This window comes from Pseudomonas kilonensis (assembly GCF_001269885.1).
Lineage (GTDB): Bacteria > Pseudomonadota > Gammaproteobacteria > Pseudomonadales > Pseudomonadaceae > Aquipseudomonas > Aquipseudomonas kilonensis.
In genome coordinates, this window is record NZ_LHVH01000017.1 from 602,492 (window position 1) to 626,678 (window position 24,187).

Genomic DNA, 24,187 nt, shown 5'->3' on the forward strand with positions numbered 1-24,187 from the left:
CGCTCCCACAGGGGGTGCGCTTAACCGACTGGCATTAGCCGGGTCCCTTTTGATTGAAGTAGGGCGGGCTCCACGCGGATGCCGCCCTTTTTTGTGCAAGAAGATTATGCAAAGCAGCAGCAACCTCTTTCCTGTCGCCCTGATCAGCGCCGAGCGGCGCGGTGATCTGAGCGAAGACGTCTATCGCTTGAAACCCGGCAACAGCCCGGACGCCAGCGTCGAACTGGCCGTCACCCGGCTGGGCATGGCCGACGCCTGCGAAACCCGTGGGGTCCCGGTGATCCTGTTGCACGGCAGTTTTTCCAATCGGCGTTTCTGGTATTCGCCCAAGGGCCTGGGCCTGGGGGCGTACCTGGCACGCCTGGGGTTCGATGTCTGGATCCCCGAGATGCGCGGCCATGGGTTGTCCCAGCGCAACCAGGGTTATCGCCACAATCGCGTGGCCGACTACGCCCGCTACGACTTGCCGGCCATTGGCGCCTTCGTGCGTGAACAGAGCGGGCAAGTGCCCCACTGGATCGGTCATTCCCTGGGTGGCATCACCCTGGCGGCCGCCTTGGGCGGCCATTACCTGGGCGAGCCGGCGGTGGCTTCGGCGGCGTTTTTTGGCACCCAGGTCAGCCGCACCTACTGGCCGCTGAAGATTCCGCCAGTGGAATGGAGCGGCCGCTTCATCCTCAAGCGTTTTGCCCAATTGTCCGGTTCAAGGCTCAAGCGCGGCCCCGAGGATGAGCCCATCGGCCTGGCCCTGGAAAGCATGCGCTGGTACGGCCTGTTCGGGCGTTTCGGCGATGCCGAGAAGAACTGGTGGGCCGGGTTGGCCGATGTCCGGTTGCCGGTGCTGGCGGTGAGCGCCGCGGGCGATCATCAGGACCCCACCTGGGCGTGCCGCAAGCTCTTTGACCAGATCGGTTCCGAGCACAAACAGTTTGTCTGCCTGGGCCGGGAACAAGGTTTCAAAGGCGATTTCGGTCACGTCGAGATGCTGGTCAGCAAGGCGGCACAGGCTGAGGTCTGGCCTCTGGTGGCGCGTTGGCTGCAAGATCAGCAGGCACCGTTGCTGGAAAACCTGCCCGCCCTGGCCGAGGCGGTTTAAGCGAAAGGCTCTGACGTGGGCATTTCGCTCTGGTCGGCTTGCGGCTAAGATATGACGCTTCAAGCGGTTCCAGTCACAAACGGTTGCTCATTCAGTCTGACGTTCCAGCCTTTCAGGAGTTGTTCGATGAACCATTACCTCACGCCCGACCTGTGCGACGCCTACCCGGAACTGGTGCAGGTGTTGGAGCCGATGTTCAGCAATTTCGGTGGCCGCGATTCCTTCGGCGGTGAAATCGTGACCATCAAGTGCTTCGAGGACAACTCCCGGGTCAAGGAGCAGGTTGAACTCAAGGGCAACGGCAAGGTGCTGGTGGTCGATGGCGGCGGTTCCCTGCGTCGGGCGCTGCTGGGGGACATGCTGGCGGAAAAGGCCGCGAAAAACGGCTGGGAAGGGCTGGTGGTCTACGGTTGCATCCGCGACGTCGACATCATTGCCCAGACCGACCTCGGGGTTCAGGCCCTGGCCAGTCACCCGATGAAGACTGACCGGCGCGGCGTCGGCGAACTCAATGTGCCGGTGACCTTTGCCGGCGTGACGTTTCGCCCGGGCGAGTATGTCTATGCGGACAATAACGGCGTGATTGTCTCGCCAAGCCCACTGAAAATGCCTGAATGAAGCAGTACAGTCATAAGGGATGAGGATGTTCGAGGAAGAAAACGCGCAATGGGGGCTGGTGCATGCCCTGGTGCTGGACGGTAAAGGCGGCGCGCGTTCCATAGCCCGGACCGAACTCGACGATTTGCAGTTGCAGGCCCATGAAAGCCTGTGGCTGCACTGGGATCGCAGTCATCCGCAAACCCACACCTGGCTGCGCAAATCCAGCGGCCTGAGCGAATTCAACTGCGACCTGCTGCTCGAAGAGAACACCCGGCCGCGCTTGTTGCCGTTGCCCAACGCCGAATTGCTGCTGTTCCTGCGGGGGATCAACCTCAACCCGGGTGCCGAGCCTGAAGACATGGTCTCGGTACGGATCTTTGCGTCCGCCCAGCGGGTCATCTCCCTGCGCCTGCGTCCGTTGCGCGCCACCGATGAGCTGTTGGCGCAACTGGCCGAGGGAAAGGGCCCGAAGACGGCATCCGAACTCATCCTCTACATGGCGCAATACCTCACCAATAAGGTGCAGGACCTGGTCACCTGCCTCTCCGAAATCGTCGACGGCGAGGAAGAAAAACTCGATACCGACGAACGGTATACTCCCGAGCACGACGCCATTTTGCACATCCGTCGAAGGGCTGCCGGGCTCAAGCGATTCCTGGCGCCACAGCGGGACATCTTCGGCCAGATGACGCGGCTCAAGCTGCCGTGGTTTTTCGACGATGACGGCGACTACTGGAACGAATTGAACAACAGCCTGACCCGTTACCTCGAGGAGCTGGAATTGACCCGAGAGCGCGTGGGGCTTGTGCTGGAGGCCGAAGACCGGCGCCTGTCGGTGCGCATGAACCGCACCATGTACCGCTTCGGCATCATCACCGGGATTTTCCTGCCGATGAGTTTTCTCACCGGCCTTTTGGGTATCAACGTAGGTGGCATTCCGTTTTCCGAAAGCCCCTACGGTTTCATGGTCGCCTGCCTGCTGATGATCTGCGTCGCGACGGGGCAGTGGTGGTTGTTCCGCCGTTTGCGCTGGGTGTGATGGGGTTTCATGTGACCCGACGAAATGTGATCGCGTCTTCCACAGACATCACGAGAGGTGCGTATGCACGATCCGTTTGAACAGTCTTTGCGCGACATGCTCAAGGCTTCGCCGTCCAGCCGGGACGACGATGCATGCCTGGGACGTGTACTGAAAACCGCCAACCGCCAGGTCGGCGCCGGCGATCTCTTCAGCCTGCTGGGCCGCTGGTTGCCCGCGCTGATGATCGCCCTGAATAATGGATCGGCCCATGTCGCGCCGGTTTCCCGCCGTAAACCTGTTACTCGCACCGCTGATAAGGCTGATTGAATATGGAACTTGATCTCTGGACCCAGAGCCTCGTCACGGCAATGACTGCGTTGTGGACCAAGGTGGCTAACTTCATCCCAAACCTCTTCGGCGCCCTGGTGGTGCTGTTGCTGGGCTTTGTCGTGGCCAAGCTGCTGGACACGTTGCTGTCCAAGTTGCTCGCCAAATTGGGCCTCGATCGCCTGATGGGTGGCACCGGCCTGACCAAACTGTTGTCCCGAGGCGGCATCCAGGTACCGATCTCGACCCTGGTCGGCAAGATTGTGTATTGGTTCGTGTTGCTGATTTTCCTAGTTTCCGCAGCAGAATCCCTTGGCCTTGAGCGAGTTTCGGCTACGCTTGATATGCTTGCGCTGTATTTGCCGAAGGTTTTTGGTGCTGCGCTGGTGTTGCTGGTCGGCGTTTTGCTGGCGCAACTGGCCAACGGGCTGGTGCGCGGTGCGGCCGAGGGCGTTGGGCTGGACTACGCCGCTGGCGTGGGGCGAATTGCCCAGGGCCTGGTGATCATCATCAGTATTTCGGTGGCGATCAGCCAGTTGGAGGTCAAGACTGACCTGCTCAACCACGTGATCGTGATCGTATTGATTACCGTTGGTCTGGCGGTTGCGCTGGCAATGGGGTTGGGAAGTCGGGAAATCGCCGGTCAGATCCTGGCGGGAATCTATGTGCGTGAATTGTATGAGGTTGGGCAACAAGTGCGTGTTGGCGAGGTCGAAGGCCAGATCGAAGAGATCGGCACGGTGAAGACCACATTGCTGACCGAGGAGGGCGAGTTGGTGTCGCTTTCCAATCGGATCCTGCTGGAACAGCATGTGAGTAGCCGCTAACCCGGCAAACCCTGCTAATGTATGCCGCCGCAAAATGCCCGATATCGCAGGCTGCGGCGCACATTGACCTAGACTGTCGGCCCGACTTGTTTTGAACAAACCCCAATCGCTATCCACGCGCTACGAACCCCGTGATCTCTCCGATGAGGAGTTGGTCGCGCGCGCGCATACGGAGCTGTTTCACGTAACGCGCGCCTATGAAGAGTTGATGCGTCGTTACCAGAGAACGTTATTTAACGTTTGTGCACGTTATCTCGGGAACGATCGTGATGCTGACGATGTCTGTCAGGAGGTGATGTTGAAGGTGCTGTATGGCCTGAAGAACTTCGAGGGGAAATCGAAGTTCAAGACATGGCTTTATAGCATCACGTACAACGAATGCATCACACAGTACCGCAAGGAACGGCGAAAGCGTCGCTTGATGGACGCGTTGAGCCTGGACCCTCTCGAGGAAGCGTCGGAAGATAAGGCGCCCAAGCCCGAGGAAAAGGGTGGACTCGATCGCTGGCTGGTCTATGTGAACCCGATCGATCGGGAAATTCTGGTGCTACGATTTGTCGCAGAGCTGGAATTCCAGGAGATCGCAGACATAATGCATATGGGTTTGAGCGCGACAAAAATGCGTTACAAGCGTGCTCTTGACAAATTGCGTGAGAAATTTGCAGGCATTGCTGAAACTTAGTTCGGCGCAAATATCTCTTACGTGTAGGCAAGTTCTGATAGACTTGCCGCCGAGTTGTCCCCCGGTTTGCGGGACTGCTTCACAATCACCAGATGGGGATTTAACGGATGAAACTGAAAAACACCTTGGGCTTTGCCATTGGTTCTTTGATTGCTGCCACTTCGTTCGGCGCTCTGGCACAAGGCCAAGGCGCAGTTGAAATCGAAGGCTTCGCCAAGAAAGAAATGTTCGACAGCGCTCGTGATTTCAAGAACAACGGCAACCTGTTCGGCGGTTCGGTTGGTTACTTCCTGACCGACGACGTTGAACTGCGTCTGGCCTACGACGAAGTGCACAACGCACGTACCGAAGACGGCACTAACGTCAAGGGCGCCAACACCGCTCTGGACGCTCTGTACCACTTCAACAACCCAGGCGACATGCTGCGTCCTTATGTTTCTGCCGGTTTCTCCGACCAGAGCATCGACCAGAATGGCAGCAACGGTCGTAACCGTTCTACCTTCGCCAACGTTGGTGGCGGCGCCAAGCTGTATTTCACCGACAACTTCTACGCCCGTGCCGGCGTTGAAGCTCAGTACAACATCGACCAGGGCGACACCGAGTGGGCTCCTAGCGTTGGTATCGGTGTGAACTTCGGTGGCGGCTCCAAGCCTGCTGCTGCTCCAGTTCCAGCACCAGCTGAAGTCTGCTCCGACAGCGACAACGATGGCGTGTGCGACAACGTCGACAAGTGCCCTGACACCCCAGCCAACGTAACCGTTGACGCTGATGGCTGCCCAGCTGTTGCTGAAGTCGTACGTGTTGAGCTGGACGTCAAGTTCGACTTCGACAAGTCGGTCGTTAAAGAAAACAGCTACGGCGACATCAAGAACCTGGCTGATTTCATGAAGCAGTACCCATCGACCAGCACCACTGTTGAAGGTCACACTGACTCCGTCGGTCCTGACGCTTACAACCAGAAACTGTCTGAGCGTCGTGCAAACGCCGTTAAGCAAGTTCTGACCAACCAGTACGGTGTTGAATCGACTCGCGTTCAGTCTGTTGGCTACGGCGAATCCCGCCCAGTTGCTGACAACGCCACTGAAGCTGGTCGTGCAGTTAACCGTCGCGTAGAAGCGCAGGTTGAAGCTCAAGCTAAGTAATTAGCCCACAGCTTTGGAAAAGCCCGGCCTAGGCCGGGCTTTTCTTTGCCTGGGATTTATGACTCAGGGCTGGAGCACTGAACCTGTGGGAGCGAGCTTGCTCGCGATGGCGGCCTTACGGTTAACCAGGATTTTTGGATTGGGTACATATCCGTTGCTGCGGTAACGGCCACTTAGGGTTCCGCCCTGACGGCGGCTCACTTTTGAGAAGCGCAAAAGTAAGCAAAACGCTTCTGCCCCACCACTCGGTGCCTCGCCTAGGCTCGGCATGCCCGAACGAAGGCATTGCTCCGTGGGCCCGCCGCGAAGGGCCATCCATGGCCCAGCGCGGCTATCCCGGCATCCATGCCGGGATGCCCACTACGCAATACCTGCGTTCGGCCAGCGTGGTTAACGGGGCGCCCCAGATCAAGATCAAAAGCGAGGCGGCCTTCCAGCCGACCTGGCTCTCCCGGTCGTACACCCATTCGATCTGTGGGAGCGAAGCTTGCTCGCGAGGCGGCCTTCCAGCCGACCTGGTTCTCCCGGTCGTACACCCATTCGATCTGTGGGAGCAAAGCTTGCTCGCGAGGCGGCCTTCCAGCCGACCTGTCTCTCCCGGTCGTACACCCATCCGATCTGTGGGAGCAAAGCTTGCTCGCGAGGCGGCCTTCCAGCCGACCTGTCTCTCCCGGTCGTACACCCATCCGATCTGTGGGAGCAAAGCTTGCTCGCGAGGCGGCCTTCCAGCCGACCTGTCTCTCCCGGTCGTACACCCATCCGATCTGTGGGAGCAAAGCTTGCTCGCGAGGCGGCCTTCCAGCCGACCTGTCTCTCCCGGTCGTACTCCGATCCCATTGTGGGTGTCTGTCAGAGGGCTGAAACCTGAGCCCGGGCCGGCGGGGAGGCGGCCAGTTCAGCCGCGCCAGCCACTGCGCCAATCACCAGGATCGCCGGGCTCTTGAGTTGAAAGGTGCTGGCATCGGCTTCCATCGAGGCCAGGTCGCTGCGGCAGTCACGCTGGTGGGGCAGGGAGGCGTTTTCGATCATGGCCACGGGTGTGTCCGCCGCGAGGCCGCCGGCCAGCAATTGCTCACGAATCTCGCTCAGCTTCGCCACGCCCATGTACACCACCAGGGTGGTTCCGCTTTGCGCCAGGGCTTGCCAGTTCAGGCTGCTGCCGTCCTGGGTGTGGGCCGTCACCAGCGTCACGCCCCGGGCAATCCCGCGCAGGGTCAGTGGAATATCGCACTGGGTCGCCCCCGCGAGGCCGGCGGTGATGCCATTGACCATCTCCACTTCGACACCGTGCTCGCGCAGCCACTGCGCCTCTTCACCACCGCGTCCGAAGATGCAGGGGTCGCCGCCCTTGAGACGCACCACGCATTTGCCCTGGCGGGCATAACGCAGCATCAGGCGATGGATAAAGGCCTGGGGTGTGGAGCGGCAGCCGCCGCGCTTGCCCACGGCAATGATGCGCGCATCGGGGCAATGCTCCAGCACCGCGGCGTTGACCAGATCGTCGATCAACACCACGTCGGCCTCGCCCAGGGCGCGCACGGCTTTGAGGGTCAGCAATTCAGGGTCACCGGGACCTGCACCCACCAGCCAGACTTTTGCGTTCATAGTGTTTTTCCTCACGAGATAGCCGCCAGCGGTTGCGCAGTGGCAACCAGCAGGCGCTTGATTTCCGGTACGCAGGAGCCGCATTGCGTGCCACAGCCCAGTTCCTGTTTGAGCCCCTGCAAGTCCAGGCCACGTTCGATGCCTGCGCAGATCGCACGCTGGCTGACGTTCATGCAGTTGCACAGCGTTTTACTGCCACCCGTTGCGGCGCCGACGTTGCCCGGCGGCGCGCTCAAAGGCGCCAGCAGCCAGCGCCGCAGTTGTTCATCGGCACGACCTTCCAGCCACAGGTTCTGCAGCCAGTGCCGGGCCAGGGTTTCGCCTGCCAGGCGAATGGCGGTGATGCGGCCGTTTTCGATGCGCACCCGTTTACCGATGGAGCGACGCGGATCGTCATAGGCCAGCACCGGCCCCTCGATCAGGCCCAATTGTTCATCGATGGCCTGAAGCAGTTGCGGTTCAGGGGCAACGGCGCTGGCAGCGCGAATCAGCAACGCGGGACGCTCACGGCCAGTCAGGCTCAGGCTGACGTAGGAAAACGCCTCACACAGGGGTCGTAGGGCCTCCAGATGCTGTTGAACATCGCCTTCGATCAAGGCAAAAAGCTGCCAAGGCAGGTTCACCGGTTCCAGGCGCACGCCGCTGTGCTTGAGTTCCGGTTGTTTCGACAAGGGGTCGAAGGCCGGTTGCGTCAGGGTATTGACCCCACCCTTGAGGAACCGGTCGCCCCAGTGCATGGGCAGGAAGGCCTGGCCGGGGCGCACACTGTCATCGCTGTCCACGGCCACGATCACGCTGCCGCGACGGCTCTTGAGGCTGACCAGGTCGCCCGCTTGCAGGCGATGGCGTTGCAGTTCGTCGGGGTGCAGGCTGAGGACCGCTTCGTTCACATGACCAAACAACTGCGCGGCGGTACCGGTACGGCTCATGCCGTGCCACTGGTCACGCAAACGGCCGGTGTTCAGGGTCAATGGGTAGCGGGCGTCACGCAGCTCCTTGGCGGCGCGATACGGGTCGGCCACAAACCGCGCCCGGCCGTTGTCGGTAGGAAAAATTCCGTCCACGTACAGGCGCGCCGTCCCGACCGTGGCGCCGTCCGGGAAGGGCCACTGCTGAGGGCCGAGTTGATCGATCAGGGCATGGCTGATGCCGGACAAGTCCAGGTCGCGGCCACGGGTCAGCTGTTTGTATTCATCGAACAGTTGGGCAGGGCTTTCAAAGGCGAACAGGCTGGGCAAGCTTGGGCGCAGACGTTTCTCCAGGCGTTGTGCGAAATCCACGGTGATTGCCCAGTCCGCACGTGCTTCACCCGGTGCGCCGATGGCCCGGCGGACGTGGGAAATGCGCCGTTCGGAGTTGGTCACCGAACCTTCTTTCTCGCCCCAACTGGCCGCTGGCAGCAGCAGGTCGGCAAACGCGGCGGTTTCGGTGGTCCGGAAAGCTTCCTGCAACACCACGAACGGACAGGCTTGCAGGGCTTCACGTACCGCGGTCTGGTCCGGCATCGATTGCGCAGGGTTGGTGCAGGCGATCCACAAGGCCTTGATCTTGCCGCTGCGCACCTGCTCGAACAGCTCGATGGCGCTCAAGCCAGTGGTGGCGGGCAGTTGCTCGACGCCCCAGTAGCGGGCGACTTCCGCACGATGTTCCGGGTTGGCGGCTTCGCGATGGCCCGGCAGCAGGTTCGACAGGCTGCCGGTTTCCCGCCCGCCCATGGCATTGGGTTGGCCGGTCAGCGAGAAAGGCCCCGCCCCCGGCCGGCCGATTTGCCCCGTGGCCAGGTGCAGGTTGATCAGTGCGCTGTTTTTCGCGCTGCCGGCGGTGGACTGGTTCAACCCCATACACCACAAGGACAGGAAACTCGGCGACGTGCCGACCCATTCGGCGCACTGCTGCAGTTGCTCGACGCTGATACCGCACAGCTGGGCGACCATGGTCGGGGTGTAATCACGTACCAGGTTTTTCAGGTCGGCCAGGCCTTCGGTATGGGCCTTGATGAAGTCGCGGTCGACCCAGTCTTCCCACAGCAGTAAGTGCAAAATCCCATGGAACAAGGCGACATCGGTGCCCGGCAGGATCGCCAGGTGCAGGTCCGCCAGGTCGCAGGTGTCGGTGCGCCGGGGGTCGATGACGATGATTTTCATCTGCGGCCGGCGGGATTTAGCCTCTTCGAGGCGGCGAAACAGGATGGGATGGGCGTAGGCCATGTTGCTGCCGACGATCATCACGCAATCGCTCAGTTCCAGGTCTTCGTAGCTGCAGGGCGGGGCGTCGGCGCCGAGGCTGCGCTTGTAGCCCACCACGGCGGAGGACATGCACAGCCGCGAATTGCTGTCGATGTTGTTGGTGCCCACCAATGCCCGGGCGAGCTTGTTGAAGGCGTAGTAATCCTCGGTCAACAGTTGGCCGGAGATGTAGAACGCCACGCTGTCCGGGCCGTGTTCGGCGATGGTCTCGGCGAAGACACTGGCAGCGTGATCCAGGGCGCTGTCCCAGTCGGTGCGGGCGCGGGCCAGGCCTTTGCCCAGGCGCAACTCGGGATAGAGGGCGCGGGCGGCGAGGTCGCCGGTCAGGTGCAGTGTCGAACCCTTGCTGCACAGTTTGCCAAAATTGGCCGGATGGGCGGGATCGCCGCTGACGCCGAGGATGCGCTCGTCGTCATGCTCGATCAGGACGCCGCAACCGACCCCGCAATAACAGCAGGTCGAGGCAGTGATCTGGCGGTTCATCAGCTTGCGTCCCGCAGTGCCAACTGCACCCGGCCGTTCTCGACCCGGGCCGAATGATGATGGGCGCAGCCCACGTCCGGGGCCTGGGCCTGGCCGCTTTCCAGGTCGATCTGCCAGTTGTGCAGCGGGCAGGCCACGCGCTTGCCGTAGACCAATCCTTGGGACAGCGGGCCACCCTTGTGCGGGCAACGGTCATCGAGGGCGAACACTTCATCGTCGCTGGTACGAAAAATCGCGATGTCGCCTTTCGGGCCATTGATGATGCGCGAACCGAGGATATTGATCTCTTCCAGTGCGCAGATATCCAGCCAGTTCATGCCGGCACCTCCAGGTTTTTCACAGGGATGACCTCAAATTCTTTCTTCAACTGAGGCTGTTCCAGGCGTTGTTTCCAGGGGTCTTGCTCCAGCGACAGGGAAAACTTCAAGCGCTCATGGAGCGCTTTGCGTCGTTCCGAGTCTTCCAGCACGGCTTTCTTGATGTGCTCCATGCCAACCCGCTGCATGTAGTGCACAGTGCGTTCGAGGTAGAAGGCTTCCTCGCGGTACAGCTGCAGGAAGGCGCCGTTGTATTCGCGCACTTCTTCGGCCGTCTTGAGCTTGACGAAAAACTCCGCGACTTCGGTCTTGATCCCGCCGTTGCCGCCGATGTACATCTCCCAGCCGGAATCGACGCCGATAATGCCAACGTCCTTGATGCCGGCTTCCGAGCAGTTGCGTGGGCAACCGGAGACGGCCAGCTTCACCTTGTGAGGCGACCACATGTTGAACAGGTCGTGTTCCAGCTCGATGCCCAGTTGGGTCGAGTTCTGCGTGCCGAAGCGGCAGAACTCGCTGCCCACGCAGGTCTTCACCGTGCGGATGGACTTGCCGTAGGCGTGGCCGGACGGCATGTCGAGGTCTTTCCACACGCCGGGCAGGTCCTGCTTCTTGATCCCCAGCAAATCGATGCGTTGGCCGCCGGTGACCTTGACCATGGGCACGTTGTATTTGTCGGCCACGTCGGCGATGCGCCGCAGTTCCGAAGGGTTGGTCACGCCACCCCACATCCGCGGGACCACGGAGTAGGTGCCGTCTTTCTGAATGTTGGCGTGGGCGCGTTCGTTGATCAGGCGCGACTGTGGGTCGTCCTGGGCTTCGCCGGGCCAGGTGGAAATCAGGTAGTAGTTCAACGCCGGGCGGCAGGTGGCGCAGCCGTTGGGGGTGCGCCAGTTCAGGTAGCTCATGGCCCCGGCGATGGTCAGCAGGTGCTGGTCGCGGATCGCCTGGCGGATCTGGCCGTGGTTGAGGTCGCTGCAACCGCAGATGGCTTTTTCGCTTTTCGGCTTGACGTCCGCCGCGCCGCCGACGGTGTTGATCAGGATCTGCTCCACCAGGCCGGCGCACGAGCCGCAGGAGCTGGCGGCTTTGGTGTGTTTTTTCACGTCATCGACGCTGAACAGCCCGTGTTCCTGGATCGCCTTGACGATGGTGCCTTTGCACACGCCGTTGCAGCCGCAGACTTCGGCGGTGTCGGCCATGCTCATGGCTTTGTCCTGGCCCTGGTGGCCTACGTCGCCCAAAGCGTTTTCACCGAACATCAAGTGATCGCGAATCTCGCTGATGCCGTGGTTTTCACGGATCTGGCGGAAATACCAGCCGCCGTCTGCGGTGTCGCCGTACAGGCAGGCGCCGACCAGCACGTCATCCTTGATCACCAGCTTTTTGTAGACGCCGCCGATGGGGTCGGAAAGGGTGATGGTCTCGGTGCCTTCGCCGCCCATGAAGTCGCCGGCGGAGAACAGGTCGATGCCGGTGACCTTCAACTTGGTCGAGGTGACCGAACCCTTGTAAGTGGCGAAGCCCAGTTGCGCGAGGTGGTTGGCGCAGACCTTGGCCTGTTCGAACAACGGCGCCACCAGGCCGTAGGCCGTGCCGCGGTGGCTGGCGCATTCACCGATGGCGTAGATGCGCGGGTCGTAGGTTTGCATCGTGTCGTTGACCAGGATCCCGCGGTTGCACGGGATGCCGGATTTTTCCGCCAGTTCGGTATTGGGACGAATGCCGGCGGCCATCACCACCAGGTCGGCGGGGATGATGTCGCCGTTCTTGAACTGGACCGAGCCGACCCGGCCATTGCCGGCGTCGTGCAAGGCCTGGGTCTGTTCGCAGAGGCGGAATTTCAGGCCACGGTTTTCCAGGGCGGTCTGCAGCAGTTGGCCGCTGGTCTTGTCCAGTTGCCGTTCCAACAGCCATTCACCGATGTGGACGACGGTCACGTCCATGCCCCGCAGCTTCAAGCCGTTGGCCGCTTCCAGGCCGAGCAGGCCGCCGCCGATCACCACCGCGTGCTTGTGGGTCTTGGCGGTGTTGATCATCGCCTGGGTGTCGGCGATGTCGCGGTAGCCGATCACGCCTTCCAGGGTGTTGCCAGGAATCGGTAGGATGAAGGGCGTGGAGCCGGTGGCGATCAGCAGGCGGTCGTATTCGGCTTCGCTGCCGTCTTCGGCGATGACCCGGCGCTTGACCCGGTCGATCTCCACCACTTTGCGGTTGAGCAGCAGCTTGATGTTGTTGTCCAGGTACCAGCTCAGGTCGTTGAGCACGATCTCTTCGAACGTCTGCTCACCGGCCAGCACCGGCGAGAGCAGGATGCGGTTGTAGTTGGTGTGGGGCTCGGCGCCGAACACCGTGATGTCGTACAGCTCGTTGCTCAGCTTGAGCAGTTCCTCGAGGGTTCGAACCCCGGCCATGCCGTTGCCGATCATCACCAGTTTGAGTTTCTTCATCAGGGTTCTCCGCAAGCTCAGGTCCGCTTTATCACGGCGATCGGACTGGCTCGGTCATTTTTACGAAAACAAAAAAAGGCGTCCCGCTAGCAAGCTAGCGAGGACGCCTTTGTCCTGGTCCCGTTCTCTCGGGAAGCACCGCCTTCATCGTTGGAGGCGTTGCCTTATGTATGTTGATAGGGGATATGCAGTGGTTGTGCCAAGTGGCTCGAAGGTGCGGATTTATTGAGCAGCGGGCTGGTTGAGCGGATTGGGGAGGGGGTTATTGCACCGAATCAAAGCGTGTTGCCCGGTAATGGAGCGTGAAGGCGGTGGATATGCAGTGGACAGGCAGGCCGCCATCGCGAGCAAGCTTTGCTCCCACAGCAGATCCCCTGTGGCAGCAAATTCCCTGTGGGAGCAGATCCCCTGTGGCAGCAAATTCCCTGTGGGAGCAGATCCCCTGTGGCAGCAAATTCCCTGTGGGAGCAGATCCTCTGTGGCAGCAAATTCCCTGTGGGAGCAGATCCCCTGTGGCAGCAAATTCCCTGTGGCAGCAGATCCCCTGTGGGAGCAAAGCTTGCTCGCGATGGGCGCGACCGGATCTCAGCTATGAAACACCAGAAACAGCAGCACCAGATTCACCACCAACGACACCAGCGCCAACGTCCGCCAGACCTTCAGCGGCTCTCTTTCCAGCAACGGCCTGGGCCTGACGCTCAAGCTGCGGCGCTCGCCCTGTTCCAGCAGCAACAACCATTCCTCGGCCGTCTCAAAACGCTGCTCCGGATCCGCCGCGACGGCGCGGTCCAGGCTTTGCCCGAGCCATTCGGGCAGGTCCGGCCGATAGCGGCTGGCACTGACCGGCACGCCAAAGCGCGGGCGTTGGAAGGCTTCGATTTCGCCGTAGGGATAGTGCCCGGTCAGCAGGAAATACAAGGTCACGCCGACGGCATACAAATCCTGCTGCGCCGTGGGTGCGGTGCCGCCGAAAGCTTCCGGGGCAATGTAGCTGGGCGTACCGGGCAAGACGTTGGCCTGGTCCTCGGACAGGCCCGGGCAGTAGGCCAGGCCGAAATCCAGCAAGCGCAATTCGCCGTCGTCGCCCAGGTGCAGGTTTTCCGGCTTGATGTCGCGGTGGTAGATCTGCCTTCGATGCAACAGGCCTACCGCCCGTACCAGCCGTTGCGCCAGGTCCAACCACTGGGCCAGGGGTAGCGGCCCGCCCTGGTTGAACAGCTCGGCCAGGGTTGCCCCTGGATATTCCCGCATCACGTAATACAAGTGCTGACGCTGGGGAACACCATGGACCTCGGGAAACTGCCGCCCGGCGACGCGCTTGAGAAACCATTCCTCCGAGAGCAAGGCCTGCCCAGCGCGGCTATCGTCCCGTAACTGCACGGGCAAGGTTTTCAGCAGCCAGGGTTGGCCCTGGCCGTCGCGTACCCGGTAGAGCAACGATTGCTGACTCTGGCCGAGCAGGCTTTCGATCTGCCAGCCCTCGAACACCTGGCCCGGTTTCAGCGCAGGCGGCAGGGGCCATTGCTGCAACTGGATCAGGGCATCGCCAATGCTGGCTTCGCCCACGGCATCGACCCGCACCAACAAGGCGCTGGCGTTGTCCTGGCTGCCGGCCAGGTGCGCGGCGTTGACCAGCGTCTGGGCCGCAAGGTCCAGGTCCGGTTGGTCGCGCAGGATGCCGGCGATGGCCGTGTCCCCCAGGACTGCCCAGACGCCATCGCTGAGCAATACGAAGGTTTCGTCGGTGCGCAGTTCACCGTCGAGGAAGTCGAGGATCAGGTGTTGATCCAGTCCCAGGGCGCGCTTGAGCACATGTTGCATGCCTTGCTGTTCCCAGACGTGATCTTCACTGACCCGTTGCAGATGATCGGCGTGCCAGCGGTAGACCCGGCAATCACCGACATGCGCGAGGGTGAAACGCCGGCCCCGCAGGACCAGGGCGCTGACGGTGGTGAGCAGCGGTTGCCCGCCACCGTTGGCTTGCAGCCAGCGGTTCTGGGCCAGCAACAGCCGGTCCAGCGCCTGGGCCACGCCCCAGGTTTGCGGCGTGGAATAGTAGTCCAGGGCCAGCGCCTGCAAGGTCGAACGGGCGGCCAATCCGCCATCGGCGCATTGGCTCACGCCGTCGGCGATGGCGAACAGGTAACCCTTGCTGGCGGCCAGGGCCGGGGCGGGGGTGACCAGGCGCAGGGCGTCCTGGTTTTCCTCCCGCGGGCCGATGGCGCTGGCCTCGGCGAAACTCAATTGCAGGCTCATGGTTGCAGGTTATACCCGAGCAGCGGTGACAGCTGCCGAACCCCAAGTGGTTCTCCAGCGACGCTTGACGCCGTACAGGCCGAACCAGGCCAGGACACCGAGGCTGGCAAACAACCACAGGGCCAGTTGATAGCTGCCGGTGCTCTGCTTGATCGCACCCATGCCCGCCGCCAGGGCGAAGCCGCCGATACCGCCGGCCATACCGATCAGCCCGGTCATCACGCCGATTTCGCGACGGAAGCGTTGTGGCACCAGTTGGAACACCGCGCCATTGCCTGCACCCAAACCGAGCATGGTGCAGACGAACAGGGCCAGGGCGGCGTAGGAGCTCGGCAGGTTGAAGCCCACTGCGGCGATGCAGACGGCCGCTACGGTGTACATGCCCAGCAAGGTGCGGATGCCGCCGAAACGGTCCGCCAGGGCGCCGCCCAGGGGACGCATCAGGCTGCCACCGAAGACGCAGGCGGCGGTGTAGTAACCAGCGGTGACCGGGCTCAGCCCATATTGGTCGTTGAAATAGCCGGGCAGGGCGCTGGCCAGGCCGATGAAGCCGCCGAAGGTCACGCTGTAGAAGAACATGAACCACCAGCTGTCACGGTCGCCCAGGGCCTTGAGGTAGTCGGCCATGGATTTGGCTTTCGGCCGCTCGGGGGCGTTCTTGGCCAACCAGGCGAAAAGGACCAGGGTCAGCACCAGTGGGATCAGCGCGAAGCCGAACACGTTGCTCCAACCGAAGGCTACCGCCATCACCGGTGCGATCAGCGCCGCGAGCACGGTGCCCGAGTTACCGGCACCGGCGATGCCCATGGCCTTGCCCTGATGCTGTGGCGGATACCACTGGGAGGCCAGCGGCAGGGCCACGGCGAACGAAGCGCCGGCCACGCCCAGGAACAGGCCGAGCAGCAGGGCTTGTTCGTAGCTGTGGATGCCCAGTTTCCAGGCGCAGAACAGCGCACCGATCACGATCACCTGGCCGACCATGCCGGCGGTTTTTGGCGAGATCCGATCGGCCAGCAGGCCCATGAACAAACGCAGCACGGCGCCAGCCAGGATCGGTGTGGCGACCATCAGGCCGCGTTGCTGGGTGGTCAGGTGCAGATCGGCGGAGATCTGTACCGCCAGTGGACCGAGCAGGTACCAGACCATGAAGCTCAGGTCGAAGTAGAGGAAGGCCGCGAACAGGGTCGGGGTATGGCCGGATTTCCAGAAGCTTGAATTCATCGCGCACCTCAGCTGTAAAAGTCTCGAGAAATGAGTCAGTGCTTTGAGCAGTGCGCCGTCTGTGGTCGCACCACCGGTCCCGAAGGGCCAAAACAAAAAAACGCCGCAACCCGGATCGCCAGAGAGGCAAGGAGGGTGTGCGACGTCTTTGTCGTAGGTGGGGCAACCGCCGTTGGTTACCTGTGGGTTTGCTTAAGCGAGATCTGTGCCAGGTCTGTCATGATCGTTCCTACGCTCTGCGTGGGAATGCATCTCGTGACGCTCTGCGTCACCTTGTGAAGCGGAACGCGGAGCGTCCCTGGCGGCATTCCCACGCAGAGCGTGGGAACGATCATTAGTAGGGCAGGCGCTACAAGGCTTTCAGCCGAGCAGCTCATTCATGGCAATGATCTGCTCTGCAACCTGGATCAGTTTCTGCTGGCGGCTCATGGCCTGGCGGCGCATCAGGGTGTAGGCCTGTTCCTCGTTGCATTCCTTCATCTTCATCAGCATGCCCTTGGCCAGTTCGATGCGCTTGCGCTCAGCCAATTGCTGGTCCCGGGCCAGGAGTTGGGCGCGCAGGGCCTGGTCGCTTTCGAAGCGGGCCATGGCCACGTCGAGGATCGGTTGCAGGCGCGCGGCGTGGATGCCTTCGACGATGTAGGCGCTGACGCCCGACTTGATCGCCTGGCGCATCACATTGGGGTCGTGCTCGTCGGTAAACATGACGATCGGTCGTGGCTGGTCGCGACTGACCAGCACCACTTGCTCCATCACATCGCGCCCGGGTGACTCGGTATCGATCAGGATCACGTCCGGACGCACCGTTTCGACGCGCGCTGGCAGGTCGATGGTCAGGCCGGATTCGTCAATGACTTCGAACCCGGCCTCAATCAGGGCAGCCTTGAGGCGCCCGACTTTTTTCGCGGTGTCGTTGATCAGCAGGATACGCAGCATGGTCGTGGCTCCTGTCAGCGGCTGGCGAGAAGGGGAGCCGCATCGCTCAAGGCGTGCAGTTTGAAGCTGCGGGCGTACCCGGCCGGGTCCGAGCCGTCCCAGGTGGTGCCGTCGATCAGTTGGCTGCTGCGCATGTCCTGGCGCGGGGACGCGATGTCCAGCGCCGCGCAGGCTTCGCGGTACAGCTTGAGTTGCTGGACGCCCTGGGCCACGGCCAGGTAATCCGGGTCTTCGCGCAGCAGGCCCCAGCGGCGGAACTGGGTCATGAACCACATGCCGTCCGATAGGTACGGCAGGTTCACCTCGCCATTGCCATGAAAGCGCATGGCGTGGGGGTCCTGCCAGCTGTTGCCCAAACCGTCGGCATAAATCCCCAGCAGGCGCGGCTCGATGCAGTCCAGCGGGGCGTCGAGGTATTCGGGCGCACTTAACAGTTGCGCGGTGCTGCGACGGTTTTCGCTGCTTTGTTCGATGAAGCGGCTGGCTTCGAGGATCGCCATCACCAGGGCCCGGGCGGTATTGGGGTATTGCTCGACGAACGCGCGGGTACAACCCAGGACTTTTTCCGGGTGATCGGGCCAGATGGTCTGGGTAGTCGCCAGGGTAAAACCGAGGTTCTGCTTCACCGCGCTGGCGCACCAGGGCTCGCCGACGCAAAACCCGTCGATACGCCCGGCTTGCAGGTGCGCGATCATTTGCGGCGGAGGCACGACCACGCTGTCGACATCCGACAACGGGTGGATGCCCTGGGCGGCGAGCCAGTAATAGAGCCACATGGCGTGGGTGCCGGTGGGGAAAGTCTGGGCGAAGGTCAGTTTCGGGCGAGTTTGGTGCACGTGCCGTTCCAGTGCTTCAGGACTGGTCACGCCTTGGGCCTGCAAGCCATGGGACAGGTTGATGCTCTGGCCGTTCTGGTTCAGCCCCATCAGCACGGCCATGTCGCTCGCCGCGACCCCGCCGATGCCCAGGTGCACCGCGTAGATCAGGCCATACAGGCTGTGGGCGGCATCGATTTCACCGCTGACCAGCTTGTCGCGCAGGTTGGCCCAGGACGCCTGGCGCTTGAGGTTCAGGGTCAGGCCGTAGGGCTGGGCGAAGCCCTGGGTGGCGGCCACGACGACCGGGGCGCAGTCGCTCAACGCCATGAACCCGAGGTTGACCGCGCTCTTTTCCGGGGCATCGCTGCCGTTGACCCAGGCCAGGGGGTTGGCTGGAACTTCATTCATCGTGCATCACCTTCCACTTAATCAGTCTGGCACTCATTTGGCCTTTGGCACCGGCGCCGATGAGCAGTAATGGTGCAAGGCATATGCCAGCCGAGCCCTCATCACCTTCCCATCAAGATTCCAGGCGTCGTGTCTTTCATCCTGTCGGTCCTTCCAACGCCAGGCAGCAAAGGGGACCGTATGCAGGACACAACAATTCGCGCCACGGCATTGCCCGATCTGGGCGAACGCGTGCTGCACCTGCGCGTGGCCCGGGCCCCGGTTCAACTGAGCGCCGGGCGGTTGGGCCGCAGCCACTGCCTGCCCGTCGGTTGGGAGGGGTTGGTGGTACAGAGCGATTCGCTGCGCTTGAGTGGCGGTGAGTTGCATGTCACGCCGGTTTGCGAAGCGACGCTGGTCAAGCTGCAGGCGTTCCTGGACATGAGCGATGCCCTGGTGGATGCCGGGCAACGGCTGCACGCGGAGCCATGGGCCCTGTTGCCGGTGGCGGGGGAAACCGTCCGCTCGCCGCAACGGCTCGAACGCTGGTACATCGGCCAAGCGATGAGCGGCACGCCGGCCTATCACGCGGTCGCCCACCTGCTGCGTCATCACGAGAGCTACGGGCTCGTGCGTTTCCTTCTGGAGCAAGGCACCCACAGCGAAAAACTGAACGCGCTGGCGCAACGCTACGGCGTATCGGTTTCGCACTTTCGCAGGCTCTGTCGCCAAGCCCTGGGCTCTGCCGCCAAACCGGCCTTGCGCGGCTGGCGCACGGCCCAGGCGCTGTTGAACATGAGCCTTCAGGACGGCTCGTTGACCGATGTCGCGCTGGAGTTCGGCTTTGCTTCGTCGTCACATTTTTCCAAGGAGATCCGCGAACTGGTGGGTTTCGCACCCAGCAGCCTGGCGGATATCACCTACCTTCCAGGCAAGTGAGCCGATGAGCCGCCAACCGTTATCCCCATCCCTTTTATTCATCTGCCTTAGCGCTGTGATGCTGCTCGTATCCGGTGCCGCAAGGGCCGATGTCTATACCTTCGAGGCTCGCGAACAGAGCGCGCGGACCTTTTTCAGCGAGCTGTCCGGGTCATTGGGCAAGCCGGTGATCGTCAGCAAGGCCGCGGCGGCCAAGCGCATTGGCGGTACGTTCGACCTGCGCACGCCGCAACGGACCTTCGAGCGAGTCAGCGTGCAGATGGGGTTGATCTGGTACAGCGATGGCCAGGCGATCTATTTGTATGACGCCTCGGAAATCAAGAGCGCGATGATGTCGCTGCAGACCCTGACCGTCGCCAAGCTCCAGGCGTTCCTGGGGCGTTCGGGCTTGCACGATGCGCGTTATCCGCTGCGTCACGACGGTTTGCGGACCTTCCATGTGTCGGGCCCGCCGATGTATGTCGACCTGGTGGTGCAAGCGGCCGGGTTGATGGACAACCAGCGCTCGGAACTGTTGCTGGGCAAGCAGCAGATTGGCGTCATCCATGTGCGCAACACCTTCGTCAGCGACCGTAAATATGAGCTGCGTGACGACAAGGTGACCATCCCCGGGCTGGCTACCGTGATCGAAGCGCTGTTGCGCGGCGAGAAGCAGCAGGTCGAGCCAACGGTGGCCCAACCTTCCACCCAGCAGCCACGAGGCGCGATGCCGGTGTTTCCCCTCGAAGGCCTGGCGAACAGCTCTTCGGACCAGGACCCGACGGCACCGCGAATCATTGCGCGCGAGGTGGCCGCCGGCAACATTCGGGTGGTCGCCTACCCGGACACCAACAGCCTGTTGGTCAAGGGGCTGCCCGAGCAGGTGCGCTTTATCGAGAACCTGGTCAATGCCCTGGACACGCCGAAACGCCATGTCGAGCTGTCGCTGTGGATCATCGATCTGCACAAGGATGAACTCAATCAGTTGGGTATCAACTGGCAAGGCGCGGTGAAGTCCGGCGGGCAATTCAGCGCCTCGCTCAACGCCGGTTCGGCCACCACCCTCGACGGCGCCTCGTTCGTGACCCAGGTCATGGCGCTGGAGCGCACCCACCGGGCGAACGTGGTCTCGCGACCGGTGATCCTGACGCAAGAGAACGTCCCGGCGATCTTCGACAACAACCGCACGTTCTACGCCCCGCTGGTGGGGGAGCGCAGCGTTGACCTGCAGCACATCACCTACGGCACGCTGGTCAGCGTACTGCCGCGTTTCGCCCAGGCGGACGAGATCGAGATGTCGCTCAATATCGAGGACGGCAACGAAGTCGAGAACCCCGGCCGGGGTGAGCAACAGAGTGCGTTGCCGACGGTCGGACGCACGCGCATCAGTACCGTGGCGCGGGTGCCCCAGGGCAAGAGCCTGCTGGTGGGCGGTTTCACCCGTGATGACCATGGCGAGCAGATCGGACGCGTGCCAGTGTTGGGATCGATTCCGTGGATCGGCCGCTTGTTCAGCTATCGCCAGAACCGCTCGGCCAACACGGTGCGGGTGTTCCTGATCCAGCCCAAGGAAATCCGCGACGCCCTTGAACCCGTGGAGACGGGCATGCCGTTGCTGACTCCCGAGCAGCACGAACGTGTGCGTCGAATGTACTTCCGGATGTCAGAGCGATGATCCTGCCAACGGTTTCCAGCGGTGGCCGGGTTGCCCAGGCGCGGCTGAACGCCGAGAAGGCCGCCGAACATCCACAACCGCAAGTCGACGCCGAGGCGGGGCTGGACGACAGCGCAACGGCGGCGGTGGCGCAGCGCATCGTGCAGATCAGCGACGAGCTGTCGGCGGCGCTGACGCAGTTCCGTGGCCGGCGCTTGTTCGAACTCAAGTCCGAGACGCTGACCGACACCTTCGAACGCGTGCTCGAGGACGACACCGTACCCAAGGCACGACAGGTGCTGAGCTTGGCGCGGCTGGCGGACAAGCCCGTGGCCTGGTTGCTGCAAATGGCGCGCAGCCTGTTCCCCGACGACAGCGACCTGGCGCTGGTGCTGCGGGCGTTGTTGCGCCGTCGGAACCTGGAAACCCGCACCCGCCAGCGGCTCGAAACGCTGTTGCAGACGGTGGTTGCCCAAAGCTCGCCCAAGCGCATGAACGCCGGGATCAACGCGGCGCTCAAGGCCAGGATGTTTGGCGGGAGCATGGCGGTGCGGGCCGGCCTGCTGCGCGAGACCTACCGGGATTTCCTCGAGTCCGACGAAGGCCCGCTCAGTTGCTACCAGGACTGGATTGCCCTGTACGGCCCGGCACAGCGCACGAATGTGCTGGCCTTCATCGAAGCCGCGCTGCTTACCGACATCAGCGCCCAGGACCCCAGTTGCTCGCGCATCGAGTTCGGCCAACTGTTGACCCGGGTCACCGACCTCAAGCGCCTGCGCTCGGCCGATGCGCTGTTTATCGGCGCTGTGCTCGGCGATGCACTGCTCTGCCGGCACAACCCCCACGAGGCCGACTGGCTGGTGTTCATGTTCGGCGTGTTGACCTACCCCGATGACCTCGACCAGCTGTTGCTCGGGGCGTTGGGGGAGGGGGTGCTGCTCAGTGCCCACCGGGAGCGTTCGACGGTGTTGCAGGCCGTGCGTCGGCTCAGCCTGCAATTGCCGACGCCGCTGTTTGCCGATGAAGAGGCGCCACAACGCCTGGCCATCCAGTTCACTCGCCTGGCCGACGTCGCCTATGCCCACGAACTCATCGAGCAGCGACTGCCCGGTGGCGGCCCATGATCTTGTCCCGGAGCCAGGCCTGAATGCTCAACGTGTTCCTGCGCAATGTCGGCGCGCGCCCGGAGCTGCTGATCCTCACCTTGATGGTGATGATCATCGCCATGCTGATCATCCCCTTGCCAACGGTGCTGGTGGATTTTCTTATCGGCCTGAACATCGTCATCTCGTTGTTGGTGTTCATGGGCTCGTTCTACATCGAACGGATCCTCAGCTATTCGACGTTCCCAGCGCTGCTGCTGTTGACGACCTTGTTCCGCTTGGCGCTGTCGATCAGCACCAGCCGGCTGATTCTCAGCCAGGCCGATGCCGGCGAGATCATCGCGTCGTTCGGCGACTTCGTGATCGGCGAAAGCCTGGTGGTGGGTTTCGTGATTTTTTCCATCGTCACCATTGTCCAGTTCATCGTGATCACCAAAGGCTCGGAACGGGTCGCCGAAGTGGCGGCGCGCTTCTCCCTGGACGGCATGCCCGGCAAGCAGATGAGCATCGACGGCGACCTCAAGGCCGGTGCCATCGACGCGGCCCAGGCGCGGGAAAAACGCAGCGTGCTGGAGCGTGAAAGCCAGTTGTACGGTTCTTTCGACGGGGCGATGAAATTCATCAAGGGCGATGCCATCGCCGGCATCATCATTATCTTCGTCAATTTCATCGGCGGCATGGCCATCGGCGTCGGGCAATTGGGCATGGACATGTCCACGGCCTTGTCCACCTACACGCTGTTGACCATTGGCGATGGCCTGGTCGCGCAGATCCCCGCGCTGCTGATTGCCATCGGCGCCGGCTTCATTGTCACCCGGGTCAACGGTGATGACAGCAACCTGGGGCGCAACATGCTTGCCCAGATGCTGGGCAACCCGTTCGTGCTCGGTGTCACCGCGTTGCTGGCGGTGGGCGTGGGCCTGTTGCCCGGTTTTCCGCTGCTGACCTTCCTCTCGATTGCCAGTGTGCTCGGGCTGGTGGTGTTTGTGCGCCACCGCAAGTCCTTGCGCCAGGCCAGCCCGGGCGAAAGCCGTAGCGAACCTGCCGAGCCAGGCGCGGCGCAGGGTGAATCGGGATTGCTCGACGACGTCGACAACGTTGCCACTGAAACCATCGCCCTGATGCTGCTGGTGCCCCCAGCGCGCCTGCAAGCGTTGGAGAAAGAGCGTTGGGCGGCGCGCTTTCGCAGCCAGTTCTTCGTCGATTACGGGCTGCGCATTCCCGAACCGCGGCTGCGCGCCAGCGAGGCGTTGCCGGCCCATCAAGTGGCAGTGCTGATCAATGAAGTGCGCGCCGAGCAGTTCGATATTCATTTCGATCACTGGCGCCTGCTGGACTATTCGCCGGAGCTGGAGCCGTTGGGCTTTGCCCTGGTGCGTGGCAACGACAGCAATCGCCTCGGTGGTGTCTGGCTCACCGCCGCCGACCGCGAGCGCGTGCAGCAGTTGGGCTATCACCTGCGACCTGCCGACGAAGAATGCTATCGCTGCCTGGTCACGCTGCTGGCGCGCAACATCCAGGAGTTTTTCGGCGTGCAGGAAACCAAGCAGCTGCTCGACGAAATGGAAGCGCGCTACCCCGACCTGCTCAAGGAAGTCTATCGCCACGTCACGGTGCAGAAGATCGCCGAGGTGCTGCAGCGCTTGATCGGCGAGCGCATCTCCGTGCGCAACATGAAGCTGATCCTCGAAACCCTCGCCCATTGGGCCTCCCGGGAAAAGGATGTGCTGGCGCTGGTCGAGCACGTTCGTGGCGCCATGGCCCGCTACATCAGCAACAAGTTTGCCCAGGGCAACGACCTGCGCGTGCTGCTGTTGTCGGCGGAGTTCGAAGACGTGGTGCGCCGGGGCATCCGGCAAACCTCGGGCGGCAGTTTCCTCAACCTGGAACCGGCCGAATCGGAAGAACTGATGGACCGCCTCAGTGTCGGCCTGGACAGCGTGCACATCGCCCACAAGGACATGGTGCTGCTGTGTTCGGTCGATGTGCGGCGCTACATCAAGAAATTGATCGAGGGGCGTTTTCGGGAGCTGGACGTGATGTCGTTCGGCGAGGTTTCCGAGACGGTCTCGGTCAATGTCATCAAGACGCTATAAAG

General features: G+C 62.3%; 19 protein-coding genes. 11 read left to right on the forward strand and 8 right to left on the reverse strand.

Going from position 1 to position 24,187, the window contains the following annotated elements; translation table 11 throughout:
- Nucleotides 1-106: 106 nt before the first annotated feature.
- The 7 genes from AD662_RS09270 (at nucleotide 107) to AD662_RS09300 (ending at nucleotide 5,695) form a co-directional block, all read left to right on the forward strand.
- Nucleotides 107-1,096 carry an alpha/beta fold hydrolase gene (locus AD662_RS09270; protein ID WP_053186752.1) on the forward strand — a complete coding sequence of 330 codons (990 nt, stop codon included), beginning with the start codon at nucleotides 107-109 and terminating at the stop codon, nucleotides 1,094-1,096.
- 126 nt (nucleotides 1,097-1,222) lie between these two features.
- On the forward strand, nucleotides 1,223-1,714 hold the full coding sequence (gene rraA / locus AD662_RS09275) for a ribonuclease E activity regulator RraA (RefSeq protein ID WP_003199517.1): 492 nt from the start codon (nucleotides 1,223-1,225) through the stop codon (nucleotides 1,712-1,714).
- A 25-nt stretch (nucleotides 1,715-1,739) separates the two neighbouring features.
- Nucleotides 1,740-2,735, forward strand: a complete 996-nt coding sequence (locus tag AD662_RS09280) for a zinc transporter ZntB (RefSeq protein ID WP_053181497.1) — start codon at nucleotides 1,740-1,742, stop codon at nucleotides 2,733-2,735.
- A gap of 63 nt (nucleotides 2,736-2,798) precedes the next feature.
- A complete protein-coding gene (locus AD662_RS09285; RefSeq protein WP_024619525.1) occupies nucleotides 2,799-3,044 on the forward strand; it encodes a hypothetical protein in 246 nt (81 codons plus the stop codon).
- Nucleotides 3,045-3,046: 2 nt separating this feature from the next.
- Complete coding sequence (locus tag AD662_RS09290; RefSeq protein WP_003199523.1) at nucleotides 3,047-3,871, forward strand: mechanosensitive ion channel family protein; 825 nt, start codon at nucleotides 3,047-3,049, stop codon at nucleotides 3,869-3,871.
- A 91-nt stretch (nucleotides 3,872-3,962) separates the two neighbouring features.
- Complete coding sequence (sigX, locus tag AD662_RS09295; protein ID WP_018605654.1) at nucleotides 3,963-4,553, forward strand: RNA polymerase sigma factor SigX; 591 nt, start codon at nucleotides 3,963-3,965, stop codon at nucleotides 4,551-4,553.
- A gap of 107 nt (nucleotides 4,554-4,660) precedes the next feature.
- Nucleotides 4,661-5,695, forward strand: a complete 1,035-nt coding sequence (locus AD662_RS09300) for an OmpA family protein (protein WP_018605656.1) — start codon at nucleotides 4,661-4,663, stop codon at nucleotides 5,693-5,695.
- A gap of 849 nt (nucleotides 5,696-6,544) precedes the next feature.
- Here the strand turns inward: AD662_RS09300 and cobA are convergent.
- The 8 genes from cobA to AD662_RS09340 form a co-directional block, all read right to left on the reverse strand.
- Nucleotides 6,545-7,300: a uroporphyrinogen-III C-methyltransferase gene (gene cobA, locus AD662_RS09305; protein WP_018605259.1), complete on the reverse strand. Its 756-nt coding sequence runs from the start codon at nucleotides 7,298-7,300 to the stop codon at nucleotides 6,545-6,547.
- A gap of 11 nt (nucleotides 7,301-7,311) precedes the next feature.
- Nucleotides 7,312-10,029, reverse strand: coding sequence for a nitrate reductase (locus tag AD662_RS09310; protein ID WP_018605257.1), 2,718 nt, complete (start codon nucleotides 10,027-10,029; stop codon nucleotides 7,312-7,314).
- The gene (gene nirD, locus AD662_RS09315) at nucleotides 10,029-10,346 is read right to left on the reverse strand and encodes a nitrite reductase small subunit NirD (protein ID WP_018605256.1); all 318 of its coding nucleotides are present in this window, start codon (nucleotides 10,344-10,346) and stop codon (nucleotides 10,029-10,031) included. Before nirD ends, AD662_RS09310 begins: the two co-directional genes overlap by 1 nt.
- A complete protein-coding gene (gene nirB / locus AD662_RS09320; protein WP_018605254.1) occupies nucleotides 10,343-12,796 on the reverse strand; it encodes a nitrite reductase large subunit NirB in 2,454 nt (817 codons plus the stop codon). Before nirB ends, nirD begins: the two co-directional genes overlap by 4 nt.
- 585 nt (nucleotides 12,797-13,381) lie before the next feature.
- Nucleotides 13,382-15,052 carry a bifunctional protein-serine/threonine kinase/phosphatase gene (locus tag AD662_RS09325; protein WP_053186755.1) on the reverse strand — a complete coding sequence of 557 codons (1,671 nt, stop codon included), beginning with the start codon at nucleotides 15,050-15,052 and terminating at the stop codon, nucleotides 13,382-13,384.
- Nucleotides 15,053-15,061: 9 nt separating this feature from the next.
- Nucleotides 15,062-16,273 (reverse strand): nitrate/nitrite transporter, encoded by a 1,212-nt coding sequence (locus AD662_RS09330; RefSeq protein ID WP_014337339.1) that lies wholly within the window; start codon nucleotides 16,271-16,273, stop codon nucleotides 15,062-15,064.
- Nucleotides 16,274-16,633: 360 nt separating this feature from the next.
- Nucleotides 16,634-17,209 (reverse strand): ANTAR domain-containing response regulator, encoded by a 576-nt coding sequence (locus tag AD662_RS09335; RefSeq protein WP_003199539.1) that lies wholly within the window; start codon nucleotides 17,207-17,209, stop codon nucleotides 16,634-16,636.
- Between the two features lie 14 nt (nucleotides 17,210-17,223).
- Nucleotides 17,224-18,435: a CmpA/NrtA family ABC transporter substrate-binding protein gene (locus tag AD662_RS09340; RefSeq protein ID WP_018608725.1), complete on the reverse strand. Its 1,212-nt coding sequence runs from the start codon at nucleotides 18,433-18,435 to the stop codon at nucleotides 17,224-17,226.
- A 180-nt stretch (nucleotides 18,436-18,615) separates the two neighbouring features.
- Here AD662_RS09340 and AD662_RS09345 point away from each other — a divergent pair, with 180 nt between their 5' ends.
- Genes AD662_RS09345 through AD662_RS09360 form a run of 4 tightly spaced genes read left to right on the forward strand, consistent with a single transcriptional unit; the run spans nucleotide 18,616 to nucleotide 24,185 of the window.
- Nucleotides 18,616-19,353, forward strand: coding sequence for a helix-turn-helix domain-containing protein (locus AD662_RS09345; RefSeq protein WP_053187294.1), 738 nt, complete (start codon nucleotides 18,616-18,618; stop codon nucleotides 19,351-19,353).
- A 58-nt stretch (nucleotides 19,354-19,411) separates the two neighbouring features.
- Nucleotides 19,412-21,007: a type III secretion system outer membrane ring subunit SctC gene (gene sctC, locus AD662_RS09350; RefSeq protein ID WP_408003932.1), complete on the forward strand. Its 1,596-nt coding sequence runs from the start codon at nucleotides 19,412-19,414 to the stop codon at nucleotides 21,005-21,007.
- Nucleotides 21,004-22,110, forward strand: a complete 1,107-nt coding sequence (gene sctW / locus AD662_RS09355; protein WP_018608721.1) for a type III secretion system gatekeeper subunit SctW — start codon at nucleotides 21,004-21,006, stop codon at nucleotides 22,108-22,110. The genes sctC and sctW overlap by 4 nt, the downstream gene beginning before the upstream one ends.
- A gap of 23 nt (nucleotides 22,111-22,133) precedes the next feature.
- Entirely contained in the window at nucleotides 22,134-24,185 is a 2,052-nt protein-coding gene (locus tag AD662_RS09360) for an EscV/YscV/HrcV family type III secretion system export apparatus protein (protein WP_053186759.1), read from the forward strand.
- Nucleotides 24,186-24,187 lie beyond the last annotated feature (2 nt).

Coding starts and splice junctions, on each gene's coding strand:
- AD662_RS09270 (WP_053186752.1), top strand. CDS start 107: ATGCAAAGCAGCAGCAACCTCTTTCCTGTCGCCCTGATCAGCGCCGAG.
- rraA (WP_003199517.1), top strand. CDS start 1,223: ATGAACCATTACCTCACGCCCGACCTGTGCGACGCCTACCCGGAACTG.
- AD662_RS09280 (WP_053181497.1), top strand. CDS start 1,740: ATGTTCGAGGAAGAAAACGCGCAATGGGGGCTGGTGCATGCCCTGGTG.
- AD662_RS09285 (WP_024619525.1), top strand. CDS start 2,799: ATGCACGATCCGTTTGAACAGTCTTTGCGCGACATGCTCAAGGCTTCG.
- AD662_RS09290 (WP_003199523.1), top strand. CDS start 3,047: ATGGAACTTGATCTCTGGACCCAGAGCCTCGTCACGGCAATGACTGCG.
- AD662_RS09300 (WP_018605656.1), top strand. CDS start 4,661: ATGAAACTGAAAAACACCTTGGGCTTTGCCATTGGTTCTTTGATTGCT.
- cobA (WP_018605259.1), bottom strand. CDS start 7,300: ATGAACGCAAAAGTCTGGCTGGTGGGTGCAGGTCCCGGTGACCCTGAA.
- AD662_RS09310 (WP_018605257.1), bottom strand. CDS start 10,029: ATGAACCGCCAGATCACTGCCTCGACCTGCTGTTATTGCGGGGTCGGT.
- nirD (WP_018605256.1), bottom strand. CDS start 10,346: ATGAACTGGCTGGATATCTGCGCACTGGAAGAGATCAATATCCTCGGT.
- nirB (WP_018605254.1), bottom strand. CDS start 12,796: ATGAAGAAACTCAAACTGGTGATGATCGGCAACGGCATGGCCGGGGTT.
- AD662_RS09325 (WP_053186755.1), bottom strand. CDS start 15,052: ATGAGCCTGCAATTGAGTTTCGCCGAGGCCAGCGCCATCGGCCCGCGG.
- AD662_RS09330 (WP_014337339.1), bottom strand. CDS start 16,273: ATGAATTCAAGCTTCTGGAAATCCGGCCATACCCCGACCCTGTTCGCG.
- AD662_RS09335 (WP_003199539.1), bottom strand. CDS start 17,209: ATGCTGCGTATCCTGCTGATCAACGACACCGCGAAAAAAGTCGGGCGC.
- AD662_RS09340 (WP_018608725.1), bottom strand. CDS start 18,435: ATGAATGAAGTTCCAGCCAACCCCCTGGCCTGGGTCAACGGCAGCGAT.
- AD662_RS09345 (WP_053187294.1), top strand. CDS start 18,616: ATGCAGGACACAACAATTCGCGCCACGGCATTGCCCGATCTGGGCGAA.
- sctC (WP_408003932.1), top strand. CDS start 19,412: ATGCTGCTCGTATCCGGTGCCGCAAGGGCCGATGTCTATACCTTCGAG.
- sctW (WP_018608721.1), top strand. CDS start 21,004: ATGATCCTGCCAACGGTTTCCAGCGGTGGCCGGGTTGCCCAGGCGCGG.
- AD662_RS09360 (WP_053186759.1), top strand. CDS start 22,134: ATGCTCAACGTGTTCCTGCGCAATGTCGGCGCGCGCCCGGAGCTGCTG.